Consider the following 25,316-nt stretch of genomic DNA (forward strand, 5'->3'; position numbering starts at 1 on the left):
CCCTCCGTTTCTGCCCGACGGCTCGCCGACGTGCGAGCCAAGCCCTACGGAGCATCGGGGGATGCACATGAACAGCGTTCCGCAGCATCTGCAGAGCGAGGACCGCCAGGAATTCGAGCGGCTCCTCGATGAGGCGCTGCGCTCCGCACCACAGCGACCGGAACTGGCCGCTGTCGGACAGCGGCTCAACCCCGAACAACTGCGCACCATGGCGCTCAACGCCTCCGCCCTGATCACCGCAGCCGCGGCGACCGAGTACCAGTACTACGTCGAGATCCGTGACGGACTGCGCCACCCGGCGCTCTCCACTTCGGCGACCATCACCAACTCGGAGGTCCCGGAGTCCGGTTCGGCCGACACCGGTCTCGTCACCGCCCTCGGGGAAGCCGCCGAGAGCACCGGCGCGGGCGCCATCGCGGTCATCGCCGTCCTGGCTCCCGTCCTCTCCGGAACCGCGGCGGCGATCTTCCTGCTCGTCGGCTACATCCTGAAGGTGCTGGACCCCGGGCACACCCTCGCCCGGACCCTGCTCACCACCGGCTGGGTGTTCGGCGTCATGACCGCGGCGGCGATCCTCGTCGCCGCCGTCGGACTGCTGCTCACCGCCCTGCGCAACAGCAGCACGGCGGACGCCCGGGCCCGGGAGACGGCGAACGAAGAGCTGTCCAGAGCCAGAGATGCCTGGCGGGACGCTCTGCTGGAGCGCGGCATCCTGCCCTTCCTCCGGGAGGCACTGGCCGAGCCCGGCACAGCCGTCGTGCGCCCTACGGCCCCGCCCGCCCCGACCGGCCGCATACCGCGACTGGGTTACGACCGGCCCGGCTTCAGCAGCCCCGACAACGGGACCGCGTCCGACCGGCCGAGCTTCACCAGCCCCGACTACACGAGCCCGGACTTCGGCGGCCCGGAGCACCGGCCCGAGTGACCCGGCCGCGCGCCGAGCAGCCTGGCCGCGTCACCGGCGCACGAGGTGAGCCGACCGCACAGGACGTACGCGCGTCCTGCGGCCCCCAGCGGCCAACCGGTGTGGTGCCACCACCCCGGCCGGCCGCGAGCCGCGGCCCAGTGCCTCACCAGCCGCCGCCATCGGAGCCGACGGCTGTACGGCGAGTTCACCGCATGCGGGTTCAGTCGGCGATCGGCAGATACACCCGGTTGCCGGCAGCCGCGAACTCCTCCGACTTCTGGGCCATGCCCGCCTCGATCTCGGTCCGGCTGCCACCGTGCTCACGCCGGATGTCCTGCGAGATCTTCATGCTGCAGAACTTCGGGCCGCACATCGAGCAGAAGTGGGCCGTCTTGGCGGGCTCGGCCGGCAGCGTCTCGTCGTGGAACTCCCGTGCCGTGTCCGGGTCCAGGGCGAGGTTGAACTGGTCCTCCCACCGGAACTCGAAGCGGGCGTCGGACAATGCGTCGTCCCACTCCTGCGCACCGGGGTGCCCCTTGGCGAGGTCCGCCGCATGCGCGGCGATCTTGTAGGTGATGACGCCCGTCTTGACGTCGTCCCGGTTGGGCAGGCCCAGGTGCTCCTTGGGCGTGACGTAGCAGAGCATCGCCGTGCCCCACCAGGCGATCATCGCGGCACCGATGCCGGAGGTGATGTGGTCGTACGCCGGCGCGATGTCCGTGGTCAGCGGGCCGAGCGTATAGAACGGAGCTTCATCACAGATCTCCTGCTGAAGGTCGATGTTCTCCTTGATCTTGTGCATCGGGACGTGACCGGGGCCCTCGATCATCGTCTGTACGTGGAAACGCTTGGCGATCTGGTTGAGTTCCCCGAGCGTGCGCAGTTCCGCGAACTGCGCCTCGTCGTTGGCGTCCGCGATCGATCCCGGCCGCAGGCCGTCGCCCAGCGAGTACGTGACGTCGTAGGCGGCGAGGATCTCGCACAGTTCTTCGAAGTTCTCGTACAGGAACGATTCCTTGTGGTGCGCCAGGCACCACGCGGCCATGATCGAGCCGCCGCGCGAGACGATGCCCGTCTTGCGGTTGGCGGTGAGCGGGACGTACGGCAGCCGGACGCCCGCGTGGACGGTCATGTAGTCCACGCCCTGCTCGGCCTGTTCGATGACGGTGTCCTTGTAGATCTCCCAGGTCAGTTCCTCGGCCTTGCCGTCGACCTTCTCCAGGGCCTGGTAGAGCGGCACCGTGCCGATCGGGACGGGGGAGTTGCGCAGCACCCACTCACGGGTGGTGTGGATGTTGCGGCCGGTGGACAGGTCCATGACCGTGTCGGCGCCCCAGCGGGTCGCCCAGGTCATCTTCTCGACCTCCTCCTCGATGGAGGACGTCACCGCGGAGTTGCCGATGTTGGCGTTGACCTTCACCAGGAACCGCTTGCCGATGATCATCGGCTCGATCTCCGGGTGGTTGACGTTGGCCGGCAGCACGGCCCGTCCCGCCGCGATCTCCTCGCGGACCACCTCGGGCGAAACGTTCTCCCGGAGGGCCACGAACTCCATCTCCGGGGTGATCTCGCCCCTGCGGGCGTACGCGAGCTGCGTCACCGCCTGGCCGCTGCGTCCCCGGCGCGGCTGGCGCGGGCGACCGGGGAAGACCGCGTCCAGGTTCCGCAGCCCGCCGCGCGGTGAGGTGTGCTTGATCCCGTCGTCCTCGGGACGGACCGGACGGCCCGCGTACTCCTCGGTGTCGCCACGGGCAATGATCCAGTTCTCCCGCAGCGGCGACAGGCCCCTGCGGACGTCCGTGTCGACGGATGGATCGGTGTACGGGCCTGACGTGTCGTACAGCGTGACCGACTGCCCGTTGGTGAGGTGCACCTGACGGACCGGCACCCGCAGGTCGGAGCGTGAGCCCCCGACGTATGCCTTGTGCCAGCCGATGGACTTCCCGGCCTCCTGGGGCTTCCCGTCCTGAGCGGAGGCAGGCGTGCGTGCGTCCTTGTTGGTCATGAGACCTACTCCCTACGCCGGCATTACCCGGTAACAGGTTCGGCGGTCGACGCAGCGGTTTCCGTATGTCGACGTTTCCTGTGGAACAGCGCTCGTTCCACGTGAAACATCGCGTCTACGGAGGTCAGCGCCCTCTCAGCCCGGTGCTCCGAGCTCCCGCGTGTGCAAAGGTGCCTCCACGCTAGCGTCATGTGTGGCGCGCTGAACAGTGGGCCCCCACCGTTCTTGGGATGATCGGGCGGTGACCAGGATGGAGCAGCACCCACACCAGCCGCCCGAGGCGCCCCGCCGAGACGGCTCGGAACAGGGCATCGGGCACGGCCACCGTGCCCAGCGGGGCGGCGACAACGGCGGTCCCGGGCACAACCACAGCCACAGCCACAGCCACAGCCACGGTCCCGCCGCTCCCGTCTCCCGGCACCTGCGCAAGGTCATCGCCGCGATCCTGGTCCCTTTCACCGCGGCGGCCCTGGTCGGCCTCGTGGTGCTCTGGCCCGGACAAGCCCCCTCGCACAAGCGCACCGGCGTCGGCTTCGACCGGCAGACCCAGCAGGCCACGGTCAGCCAGGTCGTCGAGGTCAGCTGCAAGTCGGTGAACGCCTCCGGCGTACCCCCGACCGGCGACACCTCCACCGCCGAGGGCACCTCGGCGCAGCAGCAGGCCGACGGCACCTGCAAGAAGGCGACCGTCCGCGTCGACACCGGCAAGGACAAGGGCCGTACGTTCACCGAGATCGTGCAACCGGACCAGACGCGGCAACTGCACGAGGGCGAGAAGGTCGTGGTCGCCTATGAGCCCTCGGCGCCGAAGGAACTGCAGTACTCGGTGACCGACGTGAACCGGAAGTTCCCGATGGCACTGCTCGCGGGGATCTTCGCGGTGGCCGTCGTCGTGGTGGGCCGGCTGCGCGGCGTCATGGCCCTGGTCGCCCTGGCCGTGAGCTTCCTGGTGCTGACGTTCTTCATCCTGCCGGCGATCCTGGAGGGGGCCAATCCGCTGCTGGTGGCGGTGGTCGGGTCCAGCGCCATCATGCTGATCGCCCTGTACATGTGCCACGGTCTGTCGGCCCGTACGTCGGTGGCGGTGCTCGGCACGCTGATCTCCCTCTCGCTGATCGGTGTGCTCGGCTCTCTGTTCATCGGCTGGGCCGCGCTGACCGGAAACACGGACGACAACACCGGCCTCATCCACGGCCTGTATCCGTCGATCGACATGAGCGGTGTGCTGCTGGCCGGGGTCATCATCGGTTCGCTCGGCGTCCTGGACGACGTGACGGTGACCCAGACGTCGGCCGTCTGGGAGCTGCACGAGGCCAACCCGTCGATGGGCTGGCGCGGGCTGTACCGGGCGGGCATCCGTATCGGCCGCGACCACATCGCGTCCGTGGTCAACACCCTGGTGCTCGCCTATGCGGGTGCGGCACTGCCGTTGCTGCTGCTCTTCTCGATCGCGCAGAGCAGCGTCGGGACCGTGGCCAACAGTGAGTTGGTGGCCGAGGAGATCGTGCGCACGCTGGTGGGCTCGATCGGCCTGGTCGCCTCGGTCCCGGTCACCACGGCGCTGGCCGCGCTGGTCGTCTCGGCCGACCGTGCCGGCCCGGATGCCACGGCACCCGCCGGGGCCCAGCCCGCGCCGGCGCGCGGCGGCCGGGGCCGGCGCCGGAAGCGGTGAGTACGGCGGCGGTGGACGGCGCTCCCTGAAGAAGCGTTCCTGCACAGTTCCCGGATGCATGGTGGAGCGCCTGCAGCCCTGCTGTAACGCCTCAGCCGGCGCTCTGTTCCTCGGCCAGGATGCGGTCCAGAGCCTCGTCGAGATCAGCGTCGAAGTCGGCCAGCGCACCCTCCTGACCGAGCGGCACGAGCTTGTCCGTGCGGTCGAGGAACGCCACGAGTGGCGGCGCCGACGAACGGAACAGGGCCTTCTCACCGCCCACCTGAAGCCTGATCAGTACCTCGCCCAGCACCTCGGAATCGGCGGGGGCGATGCGCACATCCCCCTCCCCGCACGGACGGCCGACCCCGTCGATCAGCAGTTCCCGCCCGAAGGCCCAGGTCACCGGGGCGTCGCCGGGGAGATGAAAGGTGAGCCGCACGGCATACGGATCGCGGGTCTCATAGCGCAACTCCACCGGGATGCGGAAGGAGAGCTCCTCCGACACGAGAAAGCTCATCATGACTTCTGCCTGTACGGACTCGCGCATCGCCTACCCCGTCATATGACGTCGACTGGCCGGGATTGATCCCTCTGACCGTGGTCAAATCTTGCTGAACGTGCACAGCAGATCACAAGGAGTAAGTTTTCAGATACTGATAGAGAAGGTGAGCGACCCCAGATGCCGCCCGATCTCCCCCTGCAGCCGACGGGCCGCGGGCAGCAGCCGTTCGGCCTGGTGGGCGGGGAGCGAGATGGCCACGGTGGCCGCGGTGGTGCCGACCGTGATCGGGACCGCCGCGCAGACCGTCCCGACCGCGTACTCCTGACGCTCCACCACCGGCTCCATCCGCCGCGTCCGGGCCAGCCGGCGCAGCAGTGCGTCGTTGTCCCGCACCGTGTACGGCGTGACGGGCCGCACGGGGTACCGGGCGAGATGGTCGCGTCGCGCGTCCTCGTCCAGCTGGGAGAGCAGACACTGGCCGATCGCGTGCGCGTGGCCGGTCTCGCGGAAGTCCGCCCACTCCTGGACCGCGGGTGCCTGAAGGGAGTCGGAGACGCACATGACCTCGATCTCACCGTCCTGGTACATCGCGTAATACACCGGCACACCGATGCAATCGCGCCAGTGTGCGAGCGTGTCCGCCACCGTGCTGCGACGTTTCTGCCGCGCTCCACTGCTTCCCAGCCGTTCCGCCGCTTCACCGAGGAAGAACAGCCCCTTCTCCCGGCGCAGATAGCCCTCGTGCACCAGGGTGCGCAACAGGTGGTACGTCGTGGGCAGGGCGAGGCCGGTCTCGCGGGCGAGTTGTTTTGCGGGGGCGCCGTAGACGTGCGTGGAGACGGTCTCCAGCAGGCGCATGGCGCGCTGGACGGATCCGATGAGCGTCGCGGTGGGCATGGCGGTGGAGTTCGACGCATCGGCGGCCTGTGGTTCCGGCCGGGTGACGGAGGGCCGTGACCCGGGGAGGTCCGCGGCTTGCGGGGGTTTGCCGTCCGCCGCGTGGGCCTGCGGCTGGCCGGGGACGGCCAGGGGAGCCGGTCGCGGGACGGGGGGAGCACATGAGCGTGGTGCGGCGGGTGCTTGGGGGTCTGCCGGTGCGGTGTCAACCGTGGCCAAGGGTAGGTCACTCCCGAAGGGCGAGGGGGAGCCCGTGCGGGGGAAGAGCACGGAGGGGGCTGCGCCACCCACGGTGCCGGAAACCCGCGGGGAGTTCCGGACTCTAACCGCCCGCCACCACGCGCAGACGGCTCCCGGTGAAACTTCCCTCCCCCGAGGGAACCGATCCTCCCGTCATCGAGCACCGGTTCCCACATTCCTCACCAGTCGCTGCGTGACGAGGAGTTCCCCATGAACTTGCGCACGACGTAGATCAGTCCGCCGACCAGGGCAATGAAGATCAGCGCCTTGAACAGCAGGCCGATCACGAAGCCGACCACGCTCGCTATCAGGCCGCCGAACACGACCAGGGCGATGACCGGCACCGCGACCCACTTCACCCACCACGGAAGCCCCGCGAAGATCTCTGGCATCGCCTCGTCCTTTACGTTCTCGTGCGTTGTCGGTGTTCCGCACTCGATGCTAGGGCCGCGGAGGACCTCCGCGGGGGCCCGGCGTCCCTTGTCCTCCCCTGACCCGTCCCCTAGGGAACCCTGGGGCCCGGCCTCACGCCTCGGGCGGAGAGAACACCACGAGCACCCTGAGGTCCTCGCTGATGTGGTGGAACTTGTGGGCGACACCGGCGGGCACGTACACGACGCTGCCCCGCGCCACCTGGGTCGTCTCCAGGCCCACCGTGATGGAGGCCCGGCCGCTGACCACGACGTACACCTCGTCCTGATGGTGCGGCTTCTGCGGGTCGTGCTCGCCCGCGTCAAGGGCGTACAGGCCGACCGACATGTTCCGCTCGCGCAGGAACTGCAGGTAAGCACCCTCGTTGGCGGCGCGTTCCGCCTCCAGGTCGTCCAACCGGAATGCCTTCATCGCCGCTGCCGCCCTCGCCGTTTCCGTGCTCGCCGTCGCACCGCTCGTCGCCCGTCCGGTCACTGTGCCGTCCGGTCTGCCACGATCAGATACATGAAGAATTTCGTAGTCAAGACGATCGTCAACGCGGGCGCCCTGGCAGTCGCCGTGTGGCTGCTCGACAAGATCACCCTTACCGGTGACAACACCGCCAAGAAGGCCGGCACGCTGATCGTCGTCGCCCTGATCTTCGGCTTGGTGAACTGGCTGGTCAAGCCGATCGTGAAGGTACTCACCTTCCCGCTGTTCATCCTGACCCTGGGCCTGATCACCCTGGTCGTGAACGCGCTGATGCTGATGCTGACCTCCTGGGTGTGCGGCAAGCTCGACCTGAGCTTCCATGTGGAGGGCTTCTGGACGGCCGTCCTCGGCGGTCTGATCATCTCCGTCGTCTCCTGGGCGCTGCACGTCGTCCTGCCGGACGAGGACTGAGCGCACCATGACCTACCGTGTCTGCTTCGTGTGCACCGGCAACATCTGCCGCTCCCCGATGGCCGAATCCGTCTTCCGCGCGCGTGTGGCGGGGGCCGGGCTGGAGGGCCTGGTGGTGGCCGACAGCGCCGGCACCGGCGGCTGGCACGAGGGCGAGCCGGCCGACCCGCGCACCGTCTCGGTCCTGGAGGAGCACGGCTACGACAGCGAGCACACGGCCCGCCAGTTCCAGCTGTCGTGGTTCGCCCGCCTCGACCTGGTGATAGCCCTCGACACCGGCCACCTCAGGGCCCTGCGGCGGCTGGCGCCCACCGAGGAGGACGCGCGCAAGATCCGCCTGCTCTCCTCCTACGACCCCGCCGCCGGCGACGACCTCGAGGTACCGGACCCGTACTACGGGGGCCGGGACGGCTTCGAGGAGTGCCTTGGGAGGGTGGAGGCGGCGAGCGCCGGCCTGCTCGCCGCCGTACGGGAAGAACTGGAAGGAAGGGCCGCATGAGCGATGGCACGAAGGACGAGGACCGCACCGGCGACGGCACGCGCGCGGTACGGGCGGGTCTGCCCGAGCCGGTCAAGCACGAGCCGACCCTGCCCGGACCGGTCTTCGCGGCACACTTCCACCTGCCCGGCGAGGTGACGGGACCGTACCTGTACGGCCGTGACGACAACCCGACCTGGACGCTGCTGGAGCGGGCCATCGGCGAGCTGGAGGCCCCGGGCCGGGAGGACGTGGAGACGCTGGTGTTCGCCTCCGGCATGGCGGCGATCTCCTCCGTGCTGTTCTCCCAGCTGCGCGCCGGAGACGCGGTCGTGCTGCCCTCCGACGGCTATCAGGTGCTGCCGATGGTCGGCGCCCAGCTGGAGACCTACGGCATCGAGGTGCGCACCGCGCCGACCGGCGGTGACGCCCAGCTGGAGCTGCTGGACGGGGCGCGGCTGCTGTGGATCGAGTCTCCGTCCAACCCCGGGCTCGACGTGTGCGACATCCGGCGGCTGACGGAGGCGGCACACGCGCGTGGCGTCCTGGTGGCCGTCGACAACACCCTCGCCACCCCGCTCGGGCAGCGCCCGCTGGAGCTGGGCGCCGACTTCTCCGTGGCCAGCGGCACCAAGCAGCTCACCGGGCACGGTGATGTCCTGCTGGGCTACGTCACCGGCCAGGACGCCGAGGCGATGGCCGCCGTACGACGCTGGCGCAAGATCGTCGGCGCGATCTCCGGGCCCATGGAGGCGTGGCTCGCGCACCGCTCCATCGCCACGCTCCAGCTGCGCGTCGACCGGCAGAATGCCACCGCCCTCGCCGTCGCGGAGGCACTGCGGCAGCGGCCCGAGGTCTCCGGCCTGCGCTATCCGGGTCTGCCCGACGACCCCTCGCACAAGATCGCCACGCAGCAGATGCGCCGCTACGGCTGTGTCGTCTCGTTCACGCTGCCCACGCGCGCGCGTGCCGAGCGCTTCCTCGCGGCCCTGCGCCTGGTGGAGGACGCGACGAGCTTCGGCGGGGTACGGTCCACGGCCGAACGCCGTCGGCGCTGGGGCGGGGACGCCGTCCCGGAGGGCTTCATCCGCATGTCCGTCGGCGCGGAGGACCCCGAGGACCTGGTGGCCGACGTCCTGCGCGCCCTGGACGAATCCGCCGAGTAGGCGCTTCCGCGTCCGCCCGGTCGCCTTCGCCCGCCGCCCGGTCGCTCAGGAGGCGACGGTGCCGTCGATGCCTTCGGGACGGTCCGAGCCTCCCCCCTCGTGGCTCGGACCGTCTACGGCTTCCCCTGGGGAAAGACCGCACGGACAAGGCTAGTTGACTCCGTGTCAGTGTCCAATCACCTTAGCGACAGGGGCCTATCGACATATTTATAGTTGGTGCCTGCCTGGAGGCCGGAGGAGGGCGAGGAGGCAGTGACCGGGGAGGGCATGCCATGGATCTGGCCTTGCTGCGGACCTTCGTCACCGTGCACAGGGCCGGCTCCTTCACCCGGGCCGCCGCGCTGCTCGGCCTTTCCCAGCCCACCGTCACCTCGCAGATCCGCACGCTGGAGCGTCAGCTCGGCAGACCCTTGTTCCTTCGTCAGGCACGCGGGGTGACCCCGACGACGATCGGCGACGAACTCGCGCACAGGGCTGCGCCACATCTCGACGCCCTCGTGGAGATAGCCGAAAGCGGTCTGGGCGACGAGTCCTCGTTGCGGACGCTGTACCTGGCCGGCCCTCCTGAGTTCACCGCCGAGCGCGCTCTGCCCGCCCTCACGGAGCTGACCGGCGACGACGGCCAGGGCTTCGCGCTGCGTGCCTCTTTCGGGACGACCGAGGAGACGCTGGACGGGCTGGCCTGCGGACACCACGATCTGGCCATCAGCACGGCCCGGCCACGCGGAGCCCTGCTCACCGCCACTCCGCTCTGCGACGAGGAGCATGTGCTGGTCGCGGCCCCGCGCTGGGTGGAGCAGATCGGCTCGGACGCCGTGCGGCTGAAGGGCGCGCAGGCCCTGGAGCACCTGCCCGTCGTCGAGGTCCACGAGTCTCTGCCGTTCGTCTCGCGTTACTGGGCCTCCGTCTTCGACTGCCGTCCGGCCGCCACGGGCACGGTGATCGTTCCTGATCTACGGGCGGTGCTCGCCTGTGCGGTCGCCGGAGCCGGACTGGCGGTACTGCCCCGCTACCTGTGCACCTCGGCTCTGAAGCACGGCACGGTCGTCACCCTGATCGACCCGGCGGTGCCACCGCTGCGTACCTACTTCCTGGTGGTGCGGACCGGCACGCTCGCCATGCCCCATGTCGCGCGGGCCCACGACCGGCTCCAGCAGGCTGCCGCGGCCTGGTGCTGACGCCGTTCGAGCGGAGTACACGCGCTGCGTTCGCGTCGTGGCGCTTTGTGATGTTTCACGTGGAACCAGCCGGGCCACATTTCTCCCATGACCGTCCGCCCCGTGGTCAAGCGCACCGCCCGTGCCGTTCTCCTTGATGGTGACGACCTGATCCTGATCAAGCGCACCAAGCCCGGCGTCGATCCCTACTGGGTCACTCCCGGTGGCGGGGTCGAGCCCGGTGACTCGACCGTCGTGGACGCCCTGCACCGGGAGGTGCACGAGGAACTCGGCGCGAAGATCACCGATGTGGTGCCGTGTTTCGTCGACACGGTGGAGCACATCGGCGAGGACGGCGGCGCGACCGGCGTGAAGGTGCAGCACTTCTTCGTCTGCCGGCTCGAATCCATGGACCCGGCCCAGCGCCACGGCCCCGAAGTGGACGAGCCGGCCGGTGAGTACGAGATCGTCCGCATCCCCTTCACCCGCGTCGGTATCGCCTCCGTCCACCTCGTCCCGCTGTCCCTGCGCCACTACCTGGACGGGAACATCGAGGGAGTGCGCGCCATGCACGCCCCCGACCTCGGATGAGCCGGTTCGATTCGCCACCCGCGCCTTGACGGGCCACGCCGGTGCCCACGGCGTCAACTACCGTGCGGGGCCGACCAATGCATAGGCTTCCCACAGGTCCTGCCCTGTGTAGGAGTGCGTTGCGAGGCCGGTCAGGTGGGCATCGGCGTTGACCGCCACGGACACCGGTACGACAGCGAACAGATCTTTGTCCGATGACGAGTCGCCGTACGCCACGCAGTCCGCTCGCGTCACGCCGAACTCCTCGCAGAGCCGCTGTGCGATGGTCACTTTGGCCGCGGCGTTGAGCGCCCCGGACGGATCGACGGGCTGGGTGAACGGCACGGCCGGAAAGAGGGATCCATGGGCCGCGTGGGCGCCCCAGTCGAGGAGGCGTTCCACGAAGAAGGAGGGCGAGAGAGACACCACTGCGCAGTATTCGCCCGCGCTTCTGATCTCCGCCCAGACCTCGCGGATCCGGGCCAGCCAGGGGGCAGCCTCGAACGCGGCCCGCACGTGTGCCTCGGTCAGATCCGACCACAGGTCGTACACCTGCGCAGCGTACTCCGGCGGACCGATCCGTCCCTCCGCGATCGCACGGTCCAGCGCCACCGTCTCGGCTTCCAGGCCCAACTGGCGCGAAATCTCCACCGGGGCCGTGGTCCCGTGCAACAACGTGCCGTCAAGGTCGAAGAGATGAAGTCTCGCCATGGCCCCGAAGGCTAGTCGTCCCCCGCTGTTTCACGTGAAACAGCGGCGCTGCCCCTGAGCTGTGCGCATGGCCACGAGATGGCCAAAAGCACGTGTGTCTGCCTCGAAACGGGTGGACGGCAGGGGTGCCGGTCGGACAGCCTGACCTGCGTGTCAACTCCTTCCCTCGCCACTCTGCCCATCCGCCGTCTGACGCTTCGCGATCTGACTGCCTGCGCCGACCTGTCCGAAGACCGGGGGTGGCCACGCGAGGAACACAAGTGGGGCTTCCTCCTCACAGCCGGGAAGGGATTCGGCATCGACGACCCCCACGGCGGCCTCGTCGCCGCGTGCGTGGTCACGGAGTACGGCGCATGGGGGCGGCCGGATCTCGGCGCCATCGGCATGGTGCTGGTGGCCGAACGCCATGCCCGCCTGGGCGTCGGGCGCCGCTTGATGCGGCATGTCGTATCCAGCATGGGGACCACTCCGCTCACCCTGCACGCCACCCGCAACGGTCGCCCCCTCTACGAGGAGCTCGGCTTCAAGGTGGTGGGCCGGGCAGAGATGCTGATGGGCCGCTTCTCTCCCGGTGGCCCGGCCTCCGGTGTCGCCACGCGCGCTGCCACCGCGGATGACCTCCCGGCAATCCTGCGCCTGGACGAGGAGGTGTTCGGCACCGATCGCACACCTCTCATCACCCGGCTGCCGGCCTTCGCCGACCAGCTGCGGGTGGCCGAGGAGGACGGTCGGCTCATCGGCTACGCGGCCGCATGGCCCAACATGGACACCCATGTCGTCGGCCCGCTGATCGCCCAGGACACGGAGACCGCCAAGGCCCTCATCGTCTCGCTGGCGGCCCGTACGGAGCGTCCTCTGCGCACCGACATCGACGTGCGCCACGAGGAGCTGTTGACCTGGGCCAAGCAGCGGGGGCTGGGCTCGGTGGCCTTCAACTCGGTGATGACCTACGGCATCACCGACCTCCCCGGGGACTGGAGCCGGCGGTTCGCACCGCTGACGGTCGCCGCCGGCTGAGCCCACGAACGACGCGCGCCGGCCCCGCCGCTCGAAGCGGCGGGGCCGGCGTCATGAAGTCCGGCTACGGGCTCAGGCGAGCGCCTTCACGGCGGCGTCGGCGAAGCCGTGGTCCTGCTCCGGCGAGCCGCCGCCGACACCGATCGCACCGATCAGCCGGCCGTCCCGGTGGACGGGGATACCGCCCGCGATGAACAGCAGGGGCCGGTCGAGGGCCGTGGGCAGCGTGTGGAAGAGACCGCCGGGCTGGACGGCGTCGACGAGGTCTGCCGTGGGCGCGTTCAACTGGAGGGCCGTGTATGCCTTGCGTGTGCTCGTCTCGCCGGAGATCAGCACGGCCCGGTCGTCCCGGCGGAAGGCGAGCAGGTGGCCGCCGGCGTCCAGGACGGTGACGCTGACGGTGACTCCGGCGTCCTCGGCCGCCCGGCGGGCCGTGGCGACGAGCAGTTCGGCGTCCTCGGTGGTGAGCGGGGTGACGGCGGTGGTGCTCATGGAGGTGTCTCCTCGGTGGTGCTGTAGAGGGTGCTTGCCGTGCCGGGGAAGGGCCCCGGCACGGAGGTCTGTGGGGCTGGGCGACGAGGCGTCCGGGATGCCGGGCGGCTCAGTGATGGGCGGGCGTCCGGGATGCGGGCGGCTCAGCGAGGGGCGGGCGTCCGCTGCCCGGTCGGCATCCCGGACGCGACCGCGGTGCTCTGCGTCCGGTCGCGGCGTTCCAGCGCGGCGGAGAGCAGGGCGAGCACCAGGGCGGCAGCGGCGAGGGCGGCGCCGACCCAGTTGGGGGCCGTGTAGCCGAAGCCGGCCGCGATCACCATGCCGCCGAGCCAGGCGGACAGGGCGTTGCCCAGGTTGAAGGCGCCGATGTTCACGGCCGAGGCGAGCGTCGGCGCACCGTGTGCCTGGTCGAGGACGCGCTTCTGCAGTGGCGGCACGGTGGCGAACCCCAGGGCTCCGATCAGCGCGATGGTCACCGCAGCGGCGATCTTGTTGTGGGCGGTGAGCGTGAAGAGGGCCAGGACGACGGCCAGGGCGCCCAGGGAGACGTACAGCATGGGCATCAGGGCGCGGTCGGCGAACTTGCCGCCGATGAGGTTGCCGCCGACCATGCCGAGGCCGAACAGGACCAGCAGCCAGGTGACCGAGCCGTCGGCGAAACCGGCGATGCGGGTCATCATCGGCGCGATGTAGGTGATGGCCGCGAACACGCCGCCGAAGCCGAGGACGGTCATCGCCATGGCCAGCAGGACCTGGGCGTTCTTGAAGGCGGCCAGCTCATGCCGCAGGTGTACGCCCTCCGGGCGCGGCAGTTCGGGAACGAGCTTGGCGATACCTGCGAGACCGATCACACCCAGGGCGGCGACGACGCCGAAGGTGACACGCCAGCCGACGCTCTGTCCGATGAGCGTGCCCAGCGGGACGCCGATGACATTGGCGACGGTCAGACCGGTGAACATCATGGCGATGGCGCCGGCCTTCTTGTCCGGTGCGACCAGCCCGGCCGCCACGACCGAGCCGATACCGAAGAAGGCGCCGTGAGCGAGCGAGGCGACCACCCGTCCGATCAGCATGATTCCGAAGGCGGGAGCCACGGCGGAGAGCAGGTTTCCGGCGGTGAAGAGGCCCATCAGCAGCATCAGCATCCGCTTGCGCGGGACCTTGGTACCGAGCACGGTCATCAGCGGGGCACCGATGACCACGCCGAGCGCGTAGCCGGTCACGAGCAGGCCGGCCGTGGGGATGGAGACCCCGAAGTCACCCGCGACGTCGGGCAGCAAGCCCATGATCACGAACTCGGTCGTTCCGATTCCGAAGGCCCCGATCGCGAGGGCCAGAAGCGCGAGAGGCATGAGGGGGTTAAACCTTCCCAAACGATTGCAGGAGCGCTTTGCGTTCGTCCACAATAATTGCAGACGCGGGCTACATGCAACCGCCGACTATTGCGTCGGTGCTCTACTCTTGTGGTGCAGCCGCTCCGGGACGGAGGAGAACGCCAATGACAGCGACGGACCCTGCGCTCACCGCCCTCGCCCAGGGCTGGTGCGCCCTTTCTGCGCTGCACGGAAGGATCGAGGCGCACATCGAGCGCGCCCTGCAGGCCAGGCACGATCTGAGCGTGCGCGAGTACTCCCTGCTGGATGTGCTCAGCAGGCAGCACGCCGGTGAGGGCGGACATCTGCAGATGAAGCAGGTCGCCGACGCGGTGGTGCTCAGCCAGAGCGCCACCACCCGCCTGGTGACCCGGCTGGAGGACCGCGGCCTGCTGGAGCGCTACCTCTGCCCCACCGACCGGCGCGGCATCTACACCAACGTCACCGCGGCCGGCCTGGATCTGCTGGAGGAGGCGCGGCCCACCAACGACGCCGCTCTGCGCGAAGCCCTGGACGACGCCGCCAAGAGCCCCGAACTGGCCCCGCTGGTCCGGGTGGTGGAGTCCCTGAACGTGGCCCCGTAGGGTGCGCGCATGGGAGATCTTGAAATACGCGCCGCGACCACCGACGACCTGTCGGCGATCGTCGCGATGCTCGCTGACGATCCGCTCGGGGCCCAGCGCGAGTCACTCGACGACCTGACTCCGTACCGGACCGCACTCGAACGCCTCGCCTCCGACCCGAATCAGCATGTCGTCGTCGCCGTGCGGGAGGGCCGTGTGATCGGAACCCTGCAACTCACGATCATCCCTGGGCTCTCGCACAAGGGCGCCACCCGCGCGCTCATCGAGGCCGTACGCATCCATGCCGAGGAGCGGGGCAGCGGTCTGGGCAGCCGGCTGATCGAGTGGGCGATCGACACCTCCCGGCGGCTCGACTGCCAGATGGTGCAGCTGACGTCCGACAAGACGCGCACCGACGCCCACCGCTTCTATGAGCGACTGGGCTTCACGGCCTCGCACGAGGGCTTCAAGCTCCGCCTCTGACCGGTCCCGCAGCCGCCGAGGGGCCGCCGGGAGGGCCACGCCCCGACGGAACCGGTGGAGCCGCCTTGAGACCTGTACCGGGTCGCCGGAGCGCCGAGGCGACCCAGGGGGTGTGTTTCACGTGAAACACACCCCGTGCGCATCTACGGGCTAGCCGATGCCCCGCCACCCCTCCGGGTCCACGCCACCGGGCACCGGGGCCCCGGGGTCGTACGGCTGCCGGGTGAACACGAACGAGCCGAGATCGAGGTGGCTCACAGACCCGTCCGGGCGCCGCACCGGCCGCAGCACTTCTCCGGCGTAATAGCCCTCCAGGCCGGTCCAGGTGCCGTCGCCGTTCGCATGGAAGCGGGCCCTACGACCACCGCCGGCCAGCGGTGCCAGCGTGAGAAGACCGTCGGCGCCCGCGCGCAGGCCGAAGGCGTGGGTGCCCCAGTACCACTGCCCCACCAGCTCCAGCACCGACGGATCGACTTCGCGCAGTGGCCGCCAGGGGTCGGGGATACGGGGCTCCGCCTCCGCGACGATCCGGACGAGGTCCGCTCCCACGGCACCCAGCAGCGGTCCGCTGGTGCAGTTGGCGAGCACCACCGCTGCCACGTCGTCCTCCACAGCGATGGTGAGGTTCGCCAGAAATCCCGGCAGTGAGCCGGAGTGCCCGACGAGCAGCCGCCCGTCACGGCGCTGAACCTGCATGCCCAGGCCGTAGGTGACTCCGTCCATCACGTCCGCGGCCTCGGCCGGCGCCGCCGGGGTACGCATCTCCCGTACCGACCGCGCGCTCAGGACCCGGTCGTCTCCCCGGGCCAGGAACGCGGCGAACCGCGCGAGATCCCCGGTCGTCGACCAGAGTTGACCGGCCGGCGCCATCCGGCCCAGGTCCTCCATCGGCTCAGGCATCATCGCGTCGGCCCACGGGTGCACGGCCCAGCCGCCCGAGTGTGGTGGCTCGGGCTGTGCGCTCGTCCGGTGCAGGCCGAGCGGCACCAGGATCTCGTCGCGCAGCACCTCCTCCCAGGGAGCGCCGCGCAGCCCCTCGACCAGGGCGCCGAGCACGGTGTAGCCAGGGTTGGAGTAATGGTGCCGACGACCGACGGGATGCAGCAGGGGCTGCTCCCCGAGCACATCGCTCAGCTCGGGCCGCAGGGAGCCGGGCGTCCGTTCCCACCAGGGTGCGGGCGATTCGGCCGCCAGCCCGGCCGTGTGCGCGAGCAGGTCCGCGATCGTCGCCTCCCCCGCACCGGTGCCCGGCAGATGCTTCTCCAGCGGATCACCGAGATCGAGCAGACCCTCGTCGCGCAGCCGCATCACCAGGACGGCGGTGAAGGTCTTGGTGATGGACCCGATCCGGTACTGCACGGTCTCGTCCGGTGCGTGGCCGTCCACCGAGGTCCGCGCACCGTGCCACACGGCCTGCCCGTCCCGAACCACTGCGGCTACCAGCGACGGAGCCCGTCCTTCGGCCTGCGCCACGGCGATCCGGTGCAGCAGGACACGCCGGGTCCCCGGGAGCAGCGCTTCCTGAGTTGTCGTCATGGACCCAGTCCATCTGCTGCTGCGGCGGGCGTCGAATTCATTTGCCGGGACACGGGACCGTGCCGGGCGGATCAGGTCTGTGCCATGTCCACGAAACGGGAGTAGTGGCCCTGGAAGGCGACCGTGATCGTGGCGGTGGGACCGTTTCGGTGCTTGGCGACGATCAGGTCGGCCTCGCCCGCGCGCGGTGACTCCTTCTCGTACGCGTCCTCACGGTGCAGCAGGATGACCATGTCGGCGTCCTGCTCGATGGAGCCGGACTCACGCAGGTCGGAGACCATCGGCTTCTTGTCGGTGCGCTGCTCGGGGCCACGGTTGAGCTGGGAGAGCGCGATGACGGGGATCTCCAGCTCCTTGGCCAGCAGCTTGAGGTTACGGGACATGTCCGAGACCTCCTGCTGACGGCTCTCGGCGCGCTTCGAGCCGCCGTTCTGCATCAGCTGGAGGTAGTCGATGACGACCAGCTTCAGATCGTTGCGCTGCTTCAGGCGCCGGCACTTGGCCCGGATCTCCATCATCGACAGGTTCGGGGAGTCGTCGATGTACAGCGGCGCGGCCGACACGTCCGGCATTCGGCGGGCGAGCCGTGTCCAGTCCTCGTCGGTCATCGTGCCGGACCGCATGTGGTGCAGGGCGACCCGCGCCTCGGCCGACAGCAGGCGCATCGCGATCTCGTTGCGGCCCATCTCGAGCGAGAAGATGACGCTCGGGAGGTTGTGCTTGATGGAGGCGGCCCGCGCGAAGTCCAGTGCGAGGGTCGACTTACCCATGGCGGGACGCGCCGCGATGACGATCATCTGTCCGGGGTGAAGGCCGTTCGTCAACGAGTCGAAGTCGGTGAAGCCGGTGGGCACGCCCGTCATCTCGCCGCTGCGCGAGCCGATCGCCTCGATCTCGTCGAGGGCGCCTTCCATGATGTCGCCGAGCGGGAGGTAGTCCTCGCTGGTGCGCTGCTCGGTGACGGCGTAGATCTCGGCCTGGGCGCGGTTGACGATCTCGTCCACGTCTCCGTCGGCCGCGTATCCCATCTGTGTGATGCGCGTGCCGGCTTCGACCAGGCGGCGCAGGACGGCCCGCTCGTGGACGATCTCCGCGTAGTACTCGGCATTGGCCGCCGTCGGCACGGTCTGGACGAGGCTGTGCAGATACGCGGCGCCGCCGACCTTGTTGATCTCACCGCGCTTGGTGAGTTCGGCGGCGATGGTGATCGGGTCGGCCGGCTCACCCTTGGCGTAGACGTCCAGGATGGCCTGGTAGATCGTCTCGTGCGCGGGCTTGTAGAAGTCGTGGCCCTTGAGGATCTCGACGACGTCGGCGATGGCGTCCTTGGACAGCAGCATGCCGCCCAGCACGGACTGCTCGGCGTCCAGGTCCTGGGGCGGCACGCGCTCGAACGAGGAACCTCCGCCGTCCCAGGTTTCGTTGTCCCGGCCCCGGTCGTGCTGCTCGTCACGGCCCCGGCCGCCGTCACCGCGCCGACGGGAAGCCGGCAGACGATCGCTGGGCCCGCTGTCGGCCCACGGATCGTCCAAGGGCTCGGAAATACTCACCGAGCCACCTCCTCCCGTCCGCACGGCGGACCTCGCCGTGGCCTCTTTTGTACGGCACGACACTGACAAATAAGAGGCCCAACTCCGGTTCTGGAGCGTCGGATTTATGACGGTTCCCGGGCCGGACGAAGGACACGCGCCGGGCCGGGAGAAGGAGCGGGCGCCGGACAACGGTAGGCCCGTCGGCACCGTCAGCCAATCTGGTTATCCACAGGCCATGTGGACGACCGCCCCGATGCTGTGGAGAACTCGGCGAAACCTGTGCACGACCCGGTGGACAGCCCTGTGAACAAGACCTCGATCTCGCCAGCAACAAGCCACTGACCTGCAACTTTTCGATCCACCGGCTGTGCAGAAGAAAAACTTCCCCAGTCGGGCCAAGATCGCTTCGAACGGTACCCGAAAGGACACCACCTCAGACAGGAAGTAAGGACCACTAGCTAGTTGCATCACTTACCTGTGGACGGTTAGATTGATGCTCATGACACAGGCTCGCGAGATACCCCAGGCCACCCGTCGGCGGCACGACCGAGAAATCGTCGCGCTGGCCGTCCCGGCCTTCGGTGCGCTGGTCGCCGAGCCTCTCTTCGTCATGGTGGACAGTGCGATCGTCGGCCATCTCGGCACCGCCCAGCTAGCCGGTCTGGGTGTCGCCGCGGCGCTCCTCACCACTGCTGTGAGCGTCTTCGTCTTCCTCGCCTATGCCACCACGGCCGCCGTGGCCCGCCGCGTCGGCGCCGGCGATCTCCGGGCGGCGATCCGTCAGGGCATGGACGGCATCTGGCTGGCGCTGCTGCTCGGCATCGCCGTCATCGCTGCTGTCCTGCCGCTGGCCTCCGGCATCGTGGATCTCTTCGGTGCCTCCACGACCGCGGCCCCTTATGCCACCACCTATCTGCGTATCTCCGCCCTGGGCATCCCGGCCATGCTCATCGTCCTTGGCGCGACCGGAGTGCTGCGCGGCCTGCAGGACACCAGGACCCCGCTCGCCGTCGCCGTCGGCGGCTTCGTCGCCAATGCCGGACTCAACGCGGGACTGGTCTACGGCGCCGGACTCGGGATCGCCGGTTCGGCCTGGGGCACGGTCATCGCGCAGTGCGGCATGGCCGCCGTCTACCTGACGGTGGTCGTACGCGGGGCCCGTCGGCACGGCGCATCCCTCCGGCCGGACGCCGCCGGTATCCGGGCCTCGGCCCAGGCCGGTGTCCCCCTGCTGGTCCGCACGCTGTCCCTGCGGGCGATCCTCATGATCGCCACGGCGGTCGCGGCTCGTCTCGGTGATGCCGAGATCGCCGCGCACCAGATCATCCTGTCCCTGTGGAGCCTGCTGTCCTTCGCGCTCGACGCGATCGCGATCGCGGGGCAGGCCATCATCGGACGCTACCTCGGAGCGGGCGATTCCCGAGGGGCACGCGAAGCCTGCCGCCGGATGATTCAGTGGGGCATCGCGTCCGGTGTCGTACTGGGCCTGCTCGTCGTGGCCACGCGACCGCTCTTCCTGCCGCTGTTCACGAGCGACTCCGTCGTGAAGCACGCCGCGCTGCCGGCCTTGCTGCTGGTGGCACTCTCCCAGCCCGTCTGCGGGATCGTGTTCGTCCTGGACGGGGTCCTGATGGGCGCGGGTGACGGGCCGTACCTGGCAGGAGCCATGGTCGTCACACTGGCGGTGTTCGCGCCCGCGGCCCTGCTCGTTCCTGCGCTCGGCGGCGGCCTGACCGCTCTCTGGGCAGCGATGACGTTGATGATGGTGATCCGCATGCTGACTCTGTGGCTGCGGAGTCGCTCAGGCCGCTGGATCGTGACGGGCGCGACCCGCTGACCGTCTCACCTGAACCCACCTGACCGTCTCACCCGAACGCCACTGACCGTTTCACGTGAAACATGCCGCTGCGACCGACCCCGGTCATGGGAAAGGGGCCGCACCCTTCATGGGTACGGCCCCTTTCACCGGCTCAAGCGAGCGCGGCGATCACGCGGCGATCAGGCCGCGACGACCTCGATGTTGACCTTGGCGGCAACCTCGGGGTGCAGACGCACGGACGTCTCGTGGGCGCCCAGGGTCTTGATCGGAGCGGAAAGCTCGATGCGGCGCTTGTCGACCTCGGGGCCACCGGAAGCCTTGATCGCGGAAGCGATGTCGGCCGGGGTGACGGAACCGAAGAGACGACCGGCGTCGCCGGAGCGGACGGCCAGGCGGACCTTGACGCCCTCGAGCTGGGCCTTCACAACGTTGGCCTGCTCGATGGTCTGGATCTCGTGGATCTTGCGAGCACGACGGATCTGCTCGACGTCCTTCTCGCCACCCTTGGTCCAGCGGATAGCGAACTTCCGCGGGATCAGGTAGTTGCGAGCGTAACCGTCCTTGACGTCGACGACGTCGCCCGCGGCACCGAGGCCGGAGACCTCGTGGGTGAGGATGATCTTCATGAGTCGGTCACCCTTCCCTTATCGCGCGGTGGAGGTGTAGGGCAGCAGCGCCATCTCACGGCTGTTCTTGACGGCCGTGGCGACGTCACGCTGGTGCTGCGTGCAGTTGCCGGTCACGCGGCGGGCACGGATCTTGCCGCGGTCGGAAATGAACTTCCGCAGCATGTTCGTGTCCTTGTAGTCCACGTACGTGACCTTGTCCTTGCAGAAAGCGCAAACCTTCTTCTTCGGCTTGCGCACAGGCGGCTTCGCCATAGTGTTTCTCCTGTGTGATCAAGAAGTTGGGGTACGACCCACCCTCGGCCCGAAGGCTTAGAAGGGGGGCTCGTCCGAGTAGCCGCCGCCACCGCCGCCGGAGCCGCCGCCCCAGCCGCCGCCACCCTGGTTGCCACCGGCGGGAGCACCGCCGGTCGCCCACGGGTCGTCGGCCGGAGCGCCGCCGCTCTGCTGGCCGCCACCGGGGCTTCCGCCCCAGCTGCCGCCACCCTGGCCGCCACCGCCGCCGTAGCCACCCTGGCCGCCCTGGCCACCACGCCCGCCACCGGCGGTCTTGGTGACCTTCGCAGTGGCGTTGCGCAGGCTGGGGCCGACTTCGTCGACGTCCAGCTCGTAGACCGTGCGCTTGACACCCTCACGGTCCTCGTAGGACCGCTGCTTCAGCCGGCCCTGCACGATGACGCGCATGCCTCGCTGGAGCGACTCGGCGACGTTCTCCGCCGCCTGACGCCAGACCGAGCAGGTCAGGAACAGGCTCTCGCCGTCCTTCCACTCGTTCGTCTGGCGGTCGAAGGTGCGGGGAGTGGACGCGACGCGGAACTTCGCGACCGCCGCACCGGACGGGGTGAAGCGCAGCTCGGGGTCGTCGACAAGATTGCCGATGACCGTGATGACGGTCTCGCCTGCCATGGGGGAACCTCTCGGCGGGTTTGCTGCTCTGGCTGCTGGTTGCTGCTACTCGAATCCCCGAGATCAGCTGAGCGGGAAAGCTCAGTGGGTCTCGGGGCGGAGGACCTTGGTCCGGAGGACCGACTCGTTCAGGTTCATCTGGCGGTCGAGCTCCTTGACGACCGCAGGCTCGGCCTGCAGGTCGATGACCGAGTAGATGCCCTCGGGCTTCTTCTTGATCTCGTAGGCGAGACGACGACGGCCCCAGGTGTCGACCTTCTCAACCTTGCCGCCGCCGTCACGGACGACGGACATGAAGTTCTCGATCAGCGGGGAGACAGCGCGCTCCTCGAGATCGGGGTCGAGGATGACCATCACTTCGTAGTGACGCATGTGGAACCCACCTCCTTTGGACTCAGCGGCCACGGTCGTTCCGTGGCAGGAGGGTTGTGATGCGTACGCAACGGTATCGGCCGCCACTGACAATCGGGGTCCCGTGAGGAACCCCGCAGCGTCACCTGGGCAGGCGTGGGCAGACACCGGTGCAGAGGGTACAGACTACCCGCACCCCCGCTTCCGGTTGAAATCCGGCCGTGAGGACCGTCACTCTGTACACGTCGGGTATGTACGGCGCTACTATGCGCCGCTTTCCGCAGGAGGTGCCCATGGCACAGGTAACGCATCCCACCATCGCCGGTTCCCTCTTCGCCACGGACGGCAAGTCCCGTCCGCTCCAGGACGCCCTGATGGCGATCACTCTCGCGCTCGGTGTCCTGTCCTTCATCACGTCCTTCTTCCACAGCCTGCACCTGCTGACCTCGTGGACAGGTCTGGTCGGGCTGGCCGTCGGCATCTGGGGCCAGTGGATCTCGGTGACCACACGGGAGCGGTTCGGCCTGATCCTGGGCCTCGGCGCCTCGGGGATCGGTTTCCTGATCGGCATGGCCCACGGCGGCCTGTTCGGTGGGCTCGTCGGCTGACCTCGCCGGACTCCACGCCATAGGCCCAGTCGGGGCGCCCGCGCGGCGCAGTAGGCTTCGCGCGAGAGCCGGAGCCCCTGTACCCATGGGGACACACCAGCCCGAGGAGCGCCCCGAATGAGCCTGACCCTGAGGACCATCAGTCGTGAGCAGCATCTGGCCTACATCCAGAGCCTGCCTGCGGCGAGCCACATGCAGGTCCCGGCCTGGGCAGATGTGAAGGCGGAATGGCGCTCGGAGAGCCTGGGCTGGTTCGACGACCGGACCGGCCACATGGTCGGCGCGGGCCTGGTTCTCTACCGTCAGCTGCCCAAGATCAAGCGATACCTGGCCTACCTGCCCGAGGGCCCGGTCATCAACTGGTACGCACCGAACCTGGACGACTGGATCCAGCCGATGCTGGCGCACCTGAAGCAGCAGGGCGCGTTCTCCGTGAAGATGGGCCCGCCGGTGATCATCCGCCGCTGGAACGCGGACACGATCAAGAGGGGCATCCAGGACCCGGACGTCAAGCGACTGCGTGACCTGGAGGCCGACTTCATCGAGCCGCGCGCCTTCGAGGTGGCCGACAAGCTGCGCCGCATGGGCTGGCAGCAGGGCGAGGACGGCGGTGCCGGCTTCGGCGACGTACAGCCCCGCTACGTCTACCAGGTGCCGCTGGCGAACCGTTCCCTGGAAGAGGTCCACAAGAACTTCAACCAGCTGTGGCGGCGCAACATCAAGAAGGCCGAGAAGGCCGGCGTCGAGGTCGTCCAGGGCGGCTACCAGGACCTGGCCGAGTGGCAGCGGCTGTATGAGATCACGGCCGTCCGTGACCACTTCCGGCCCCGCCCGCTGTCGTACTTCCAGCGCATGTGGACGGCCCTCAACACCGAGGACCCCAACCGCATGCGGCTGTACTTCGCCCGGCACAACGGCGTGAACCTGTCCGCGGCGACGATGCTGATCGTCGGCGGCCACGTCTGGTACTCCTACGGTGCCTCGGACAACATCGGCCGCGAGGTCCGGCCGTCGAACGCGATGCAGTGGCGCATGCTGCGCGACGCCTACGCCCTCGGCGCCACCGTCTACGACCTGCGTGGCATCTCCGACTCGCTGGACGAGACCGACCACCTCTTCGGCCTGATCCAGTTCAAGGTCGGCACCGGTGGCCAGGCCGCCGAGTACCTCGGTGAATGGGACTTCCCGCTGAACAAGCTGCTCCACAAGGCGCTCGACATCTACATGTCGCGCCGCTGAGCCGCGCGGGCGTTTGATTCCATAGCCTTCACAGCTCACACACCTTCGATCCACCGCAGCCACGAGAAAGGTCCCGGGTCCGGCCATGGCGCTCACGCTCTACGTCGACACCGCGCGCTGGCGGGCGCACCACAAGCACGTGCAGGAGCAGTTCCCGGGACTCGTCCCGGTCTGCAAGGGCAACGGCTACGGCTTCGGGCACGAACGGCTGTCGGACGAGGCCACGCGGCTCGGCTCCGACCTGCTCGCCGTCGGCACCACCTACGAGGCCGCGCGCATCAAGGACTGGTTCGGCGGTGACCTGCTCGTGCTGACCCCGTACCGGCGCGGCGAGGAACCCGTACCGCTGCCCGACCGGGTGGTGCGCTCGGTGTCGTCGATCGACGGCGTCTACGGCCTCGTGGGCGCCCGTGTCGTCATCGAGGTGATGTCCTCGATGAAGCGGCACGGCATCAGCGAGCACGAGCTCCCGCAGCTGCACCAGGCCATAGAGAACATCCGGCTGGAAGGCTTCGCCATCCACCTGCCGCTGGACCGCACCGACGGCTCGGACGCCGTCGAGGAGGTCATCGGCTGGATGGAACGGCTCCGCATGAACCGGCTGCCGCTGCACACCATGTTCGTGAGCCACCTCAAGGCCGACGAACTCATCCGGCTCCAGCAGCAGTTCCCGCAGACCCGGTTCCGCGCCCGCATCGGCACGCGGCTGTGGCTGGGCGACCACGACGCCACCGAGTACCGCGGTGCCGTCCTGGACGTCACGCGCGTGGCGAAGGGCGACCGGTTCGGTTACCGGCAGCAGAAGGCGGCCTCGGACGGCTTCCTGGTGGTCGTGGCGGGCGGTACGTCGCACGGGGTGGGCCTGGAGGCACCGAAGGCCCTGCACGGCGTCATGCCCCGCGCCAAGGGCGTGGCCCGCGCCGGGCTCGCCACGGTCAACCGGAACCTTTCTCCGTTCGTCTGGGGCGGTAAGCAGCGCTGGTTCGCGGAGCCGCCGCACATGCAGGTGTCGATCCTGTTCGTGCCCTCGGACGCTCCCGAGCCGAAGGTCGGTGACGAACTGGTGGCCCATCTGCGGCACACCACGACCCAGTTCGACCGCATCGTGGACCGCTGAGCCCGCTCAGGACAGCGAGAAGGCCGTATCCGGAGCGCCCGGATACGGCCTTC

At 69.1% G+C, this 25,316-nt stretch carries 28 protein-coding genes and 1 riboswitch; of the genes, 14 read left to right on the forward strand and 14 right to left on the reverse strand.

Features of this window, described 5'->3' with window-relative positions; all coding sequences use genetic code 11:
- Positions 1 to 61 precede the first annotated feature (61 nt).
- Complete coding sequence (locus ACIGYR_RS27330) at positions 62 to 925, forward strand: hypothetical protein (protein ID WP_399603747.1); 864 nt, start codon at positions 62 to 64, stop codon at positions 923 to 925.
- Positions 926 to 1,127: 202 nt separating this feature from the next.
- Here the strand turns inward: ACIGYR_RS27330 and thiC are convergent, their stop codons facing one another.
- A complete protein-coding gene (gene thiC, locus ACIGYR_RS27335; RefSeq protein ID WP_399603746.1) occupies positions 1,128 to 2,912 on the reverse strand; it encodes a phosphomethylpyrimidine synthase ThiC in 1,785 nt (594 codons plus the stop codon).
- A riboswitch (TPP riboswitch) is annotated at positions 2,905 to 3,082 on the reverse strand. It overlaps the preceding gene by 8 nt.
- An 80-nt stretch (positions 3,083 to 3,162) precedes the next feature.
- On the opposite strand from thiC, the gene ACIGYR_RS27340 reads away from it, so the two are divergent.
- Positions 3,163 to 4,584: a YibE/F family protein gene (locus ACIGYR_RS27340; protein WP_399604142.1), complete on the forward strand. Its 1,422-nt coding sequence runs from the start codon at positions 3,163 to 3,165 to the stop codon at positions 4,582 to 4,584.
- A 91-nt stretch (positions 4,585 to 4,675) separates the two neighbouring features.
- Here the strand turns inward: ACIGYR_RS27340 and ACIGYR_RS27345 are convergent, their stop codons facing one another.
- The 4 genes from ACIGYR_RS27345 to ACIGYR_RS27360 form a co-directional block, all read right to left on the reverse strand.
- A complete protein-coding gene (locus tag ACIGYR_RS27345; protein ID WP_399603744.1) occupies positions 4,676 to 5,113 on the reverse strand; it encodes an SsgA family sporulation/cell division regulator in 438 nt (145 codons plus the stop codon).
- A gap of 99 nt (positions 5,114 to 5,212) precedes the next feature.
- Positions 5,213 to 5,965: an IclR family transcriptional regulator gene (locus tag ACIGYR_RS27350; RefSeq protein ID WP_399603741.1), complete on the reverse strand. Its 753-nt coding sequence runs from the start codon at positions 5,963 to 5,965 to the stop codon at positions 5,213 to 5,215.
- Between the two features lie 419 nt (positions 5,966 to 6,384).
- Positions 6,385 to 6,597, reverse strand: coding sequence for a DUF5326 family protein (locus tag ACIGYR_RS27355; RefSeq protein ID WP_399603739.1), 213 nt, complete (start codon positions 6,595 to 6,597; stop codon positions 6,385 to 6,387).
- Positions 6,598 to 6,730: 133 nt separating this feature from the next.
- Positions 6,731 to 7,048: a cupin domain-containing protein gene (locus ACIGYR_RS27360; RefSeq protein ID WP_391845891.1), complete on the reverse strand. Its 318-nt coding sequence runs from the start codon at positions 7,046 to 7,048 to the stop codon at positions 6,731 to 6,733.
- A gap of 93 nt (positions 7,049 to 7,141) precedes the next feature.
- On the opposite strand from ACIGYR_RS27360, the gene ACIGYR_RS27365 reads away from it, so the two are divergent.
- The 5 genes from ACIGYR_RS27365 to ACIGYR_RS27385 all read left to right on the forward strand — a co-directional run bounded on the left by ACIGYR_RS27365 (position 7,142) and on the right by ACIGYR_RS27385 (position 10,911).
- Positions 7,142 to 7,519, forward strand: a complete 378-nt coding sequence (locus tag ACIGYR_RS27365) for a phage holin family protein (RefSeq protein ID WP_391845893.1) — start codon at positions 7,142 to 7,144, stop codon at positions 7,517 to 7,519.
- A gap of 7 nt (positions 7,520 to 7,526) precedes the next feature.
- A complete protein-coding gene (locus ACIGYR_RS27370; protein WP_399603737.1) occupies positions 7,527 to 8,018 on the forward strand; it encodes a low molecular weight protein-tyrosine-phosphatase in 492 nt (163 codons plus the stop codon).
- Positions 8,015 to 9,163, forward strand: a complete 1,149-nt coding sequence (locus tag ACIGYR_RS27375; RefSeq protein ID WP_399603735.1) for a cystathionine gamma-lyase — start codon at positions 8,015 to 8,017, stop codon at positions 9,161 to 9,163. The genes ACIGYR_RS27370 and ACIGYR_RS27375 overlap by 4 nt, the downstream gene beginning before the upstream one ends.
- Before the next feature lie 272 nt (positions 9,164 to 9,435).
- Positions 9,436 to 10,341: a LysR family transcriptional regulator gene (locus tag ACIGYR_RS27380; RefSeq protein ID WP_399603732.1), complete on the forward strand. Its 906-nt coding sequence runs from the start codon at positions 9,436 to 9,438 to the stop codon at positions 10,339 to 10,341.
- An 87-nt stretch (positions 10,342 to 10,428) separates the two neighbouring features.
- Complete coding sequence (locus ACIGYR_RS27385; RefSeq protein WP_391845901.1) at positions 10,429 to 10,911, forward strand: NUDIX domain-containing protein; 483 nt, start codon at positions 10,429 to 10,431, stop codon at positions 10,909 to 10,911.
- A gap of 57 nt (positions 10,912 to 10,968) precedes the next feature.
- On the opposite strand, the gene ACIGYR_RS27390 is transcribed toward ACIGYR_RS27385, so the two are convergent.
- On the reverse strand, positions 10,969 to 11,601 hold the full coding sequence (locus ACIGYR_RS27390; RefSeq protein WP_399603730.1) for an HAD family hydrolase: 633 nt from the start codon (positions 11,599 to 11,601) through the stop codon (positions 10,969 to 10,971).
- Between the two features lie 150 nt (positions 11,602 to 11,751).
- Between ACIGYR_RS27390 and ACIGYR_RS27395 the strand changes: the two genes are divergently transcribed.
- Positions 11,752 to 12,618, forward strand: a complete 867-nt coding sequence (locus ACIGYR_RS27395) for a GNAT family N-acetyltransferase (protein WP_399603727.1) — start codon at positions 11,752 to 11,754, stop codon at positions 12,616 to 12,618.
- 72 nt (positions 12,619 to 12,690) lie between these two features.
- Here ACIGYR_RS27395 and ACIGYR_RS27400 read toward each other — a convergent pair whose 3' ends face one another.
- Both ACIGYR_RS27400 and ACIGYR_RS27405 read right to left on the reverse strand, forming a co-directional pair.
- Positions 12,691 to 13,110 (reverse strand): heme-binding protein, encoded by a 420-nt coding sequence (locus ACIGYR_RS27400; RefSeq protein ID WP_399603724.1) that lies wholly within the window; start codon positions 13,108 to 13,110, stop codon positions 12,691 to 12,693.
- Between the two features lie 143 nt (positions 13,111 to 13,253).
- Positions 13,254 to 14,462, reverse strand: a complete 1,209-nt coding sequence (locus ACIGYR_RS27405; protein WP_399603722.1) for an MFS transporter — start codon at positions 14,460 to 14,462, stop codon at positions 13,254 to 13,256.
- Between the two features lie 146 nt (positions 14,463 to 14,608).
- Here ACIGYR_RS27405 and ACIGYR_RS27410 point away from each other — a divergent pair, with 146 nt between their 5' ends.
- Positions 14,609 to 15,067 carry a MarR family winged helix-turn-helix transcriptional regulator gene (locus tag ACIGYR_RS27410; protein WP_391845911.1) on the forward strand — a complete coding sequence of 153 codons (459 nt, stop codon included), beginning with the start codon at positions 14,609 to 14,611 and terminating at the stop codon, positions 15,065 to 15,067.
- 9 nt (positions 15,068 to 15,076) lie between these two features.
- Positions 15,077 to 15,529, forward strand: coding sequence for a GNAT family N-acetyltransferase (locus tag ACIGYR_RS27415; RefSeq protein WP_391845913.1), 453 nt, complete (start codon positions 15,077 to 15,079; stop codon positions 15,527 to 15,529).
- A 150-nt stretch (positions 15,530 to 15,679) separates the two neighbouring features.
- Here the strand turns inward: ACIGYR_RS27415 and ACIGYR_RS27420 are convergent, their stop codons facing one another.
- Positions 15,680 to 17,065 (reverse strand): serine hydrolase domain-containing protein, encoded by a 1,386-nt coding sequence (locus tag ACIGYR_RS27420; protein WP_399603718.1) that lies wholly within the window; start codon positions 17,063 to 17,065, stop codon positions 15,680 to 15,682.
- A gap of 71 nt (positions 17,066 to 17,136) precedes the next feature.
- Positions 17,137 to 18,615 (reverse strand): replicative DNA helicase, encoded by a 1,479-nt coding sequence (gene dnaB / locus ACIGYR_RS27425; RefSeq protein WP_391845917.1) that lies wholly within the window; start codon positions 18,613 to 18,615, stop codon positions 17,137 to 17,139.
- A gap of 481 nt (positions 18,616 to 19,096) precedes the next feature.
- On the opposite strand from dnaB, the gene ACIGYR_RS27430 reads away from it, so the two are divergent.
- A complete protein-coding gene (locus ACIGYR_RS27430; RefSeq protein ID WP_399603714.1) occupies positions 19,097 to 20,434 on the forward strand; it encodes an MATE family efflux transporter in 1,338 nt (445 codons plus the stop codon).
- 161 nt (positions 20,435 to 20,595) lie between these two features.
- On the opposite strand, the gene rplI is transcribed toward ACIGYR_RS27430, so the two are convergent.
- The 4 genes from rplI to rpsF form a co-directional block, all read right to left on the reverse strand.
- A complete protein-coding gene (gene rplI, locus ACIGYR_RS27435; protein ID WP_391845921.1) occupies positions 20,596 to 21,042 on the reverse strand; it encodes a 50S ribosomal protein L9 in 447 nt (148 codons plus the stop codon).
- Between the two features lie 18 nt (positions 21,043 to 21,060).
- Positions 21,061 to 21,297 carry a 30S ribosomal protein S18 gene (gene rpsR / locus ACIGYR_RS27440; RefSeq protein ID WP_003949403.1) on the reverse strand — a complete coding sequence of 79 codons (237 nt, stop codon included), beginning with the start codon at positions 21,295 to 21,297 and terminating at the stop codon, positions 21,061 to 21,063.
- Between the two features lie 57 nt (positions 21,298 to 21,354).
- A complete protein-coding gene (gene ssb / locus ACIGYR_RS27445) occupies positions 21,355 to 21,948 on the reverse strand; it encodes a single-stranded DNA-binding protein (protein ID WP_391845923.1) in 594 nt (197 codons plus the stop codon).
- A gap of 81 nt (positions 21,949 to 22,029) precedes the next feature.
- The gene (gene rpsF / locus ACIGYR_RS27450) at positions 22,030 to 22,320 is read right to left on the reverse strand and encodes a 30S ribosomal protein S6 (protein ID WP_070028831.1); all 291 of its coding nucleotides are present in this window, start codon (positions 22,318 to 22,320) and stop codon (positions 22,030 to 22,032) included.
- Positions 22,321 to 22,592: 272 nt separating this feature from the next.
- Here rpsF and ACIGYR_RS27455 point away from each other — a divergent pair, with 272 nt between their 5' ends.
- From ACIGYR_RS27455 to ACIGYR_RS27465, 3 genes are all read left to right on the forward strand, one after another.
- The gene (locus ACIGYR_RS27455) at positions 22,593 to 22,907 is read left to right on the forward strand and encodes a hypothetical protein (protein ID WP_391845926.1); all 315 of its coding nucleotides are present in this window, start codon (positions 22,593 to 22,595) and stop codon (positions 22,905 to 22,907) included.
- A 117-nt stretch (positions 22,908 to 23,024) separates the two neighbouring features.
- Positions 23,025 to 24,146, forward strand: coding sequence for a peptidoglycan bridge formation glycyltransferase FemX (femX, locus tag ACIGYR_RS27460; protein ID WP_391845928.1), 1,122 nt, complete (start codon positions 23,025 to 23,027; stop codon positions 24,144 to 24,146).
- Between the two features lie 85 nt (positions 24,147 to 24,231).
- Complete coding sequence (locus ACIGYR_RS27465) at positions 24,232 to 25,263, forward strand: alanine racemase (RefSeq protein WP_391845930.1); 1,032 nt, start codon at positions 24,232 to 24,234, stop codon at positions 25,261 to 25,263.
- Positions 25,264 to 25,316: the final 53 nt, after the last annotated feature.

Origin of the sequence: Streptomyces sp. NPDC053076 (assembly GCF_044546845.1) — a bacterium.
In the GTDB taxonomy this organism is placed as follows: domain Bacteria; phylum Actinomycetota; class Actinomycetes; order Streptomycetales; family Streptomycetaceae; genus Streptomyces.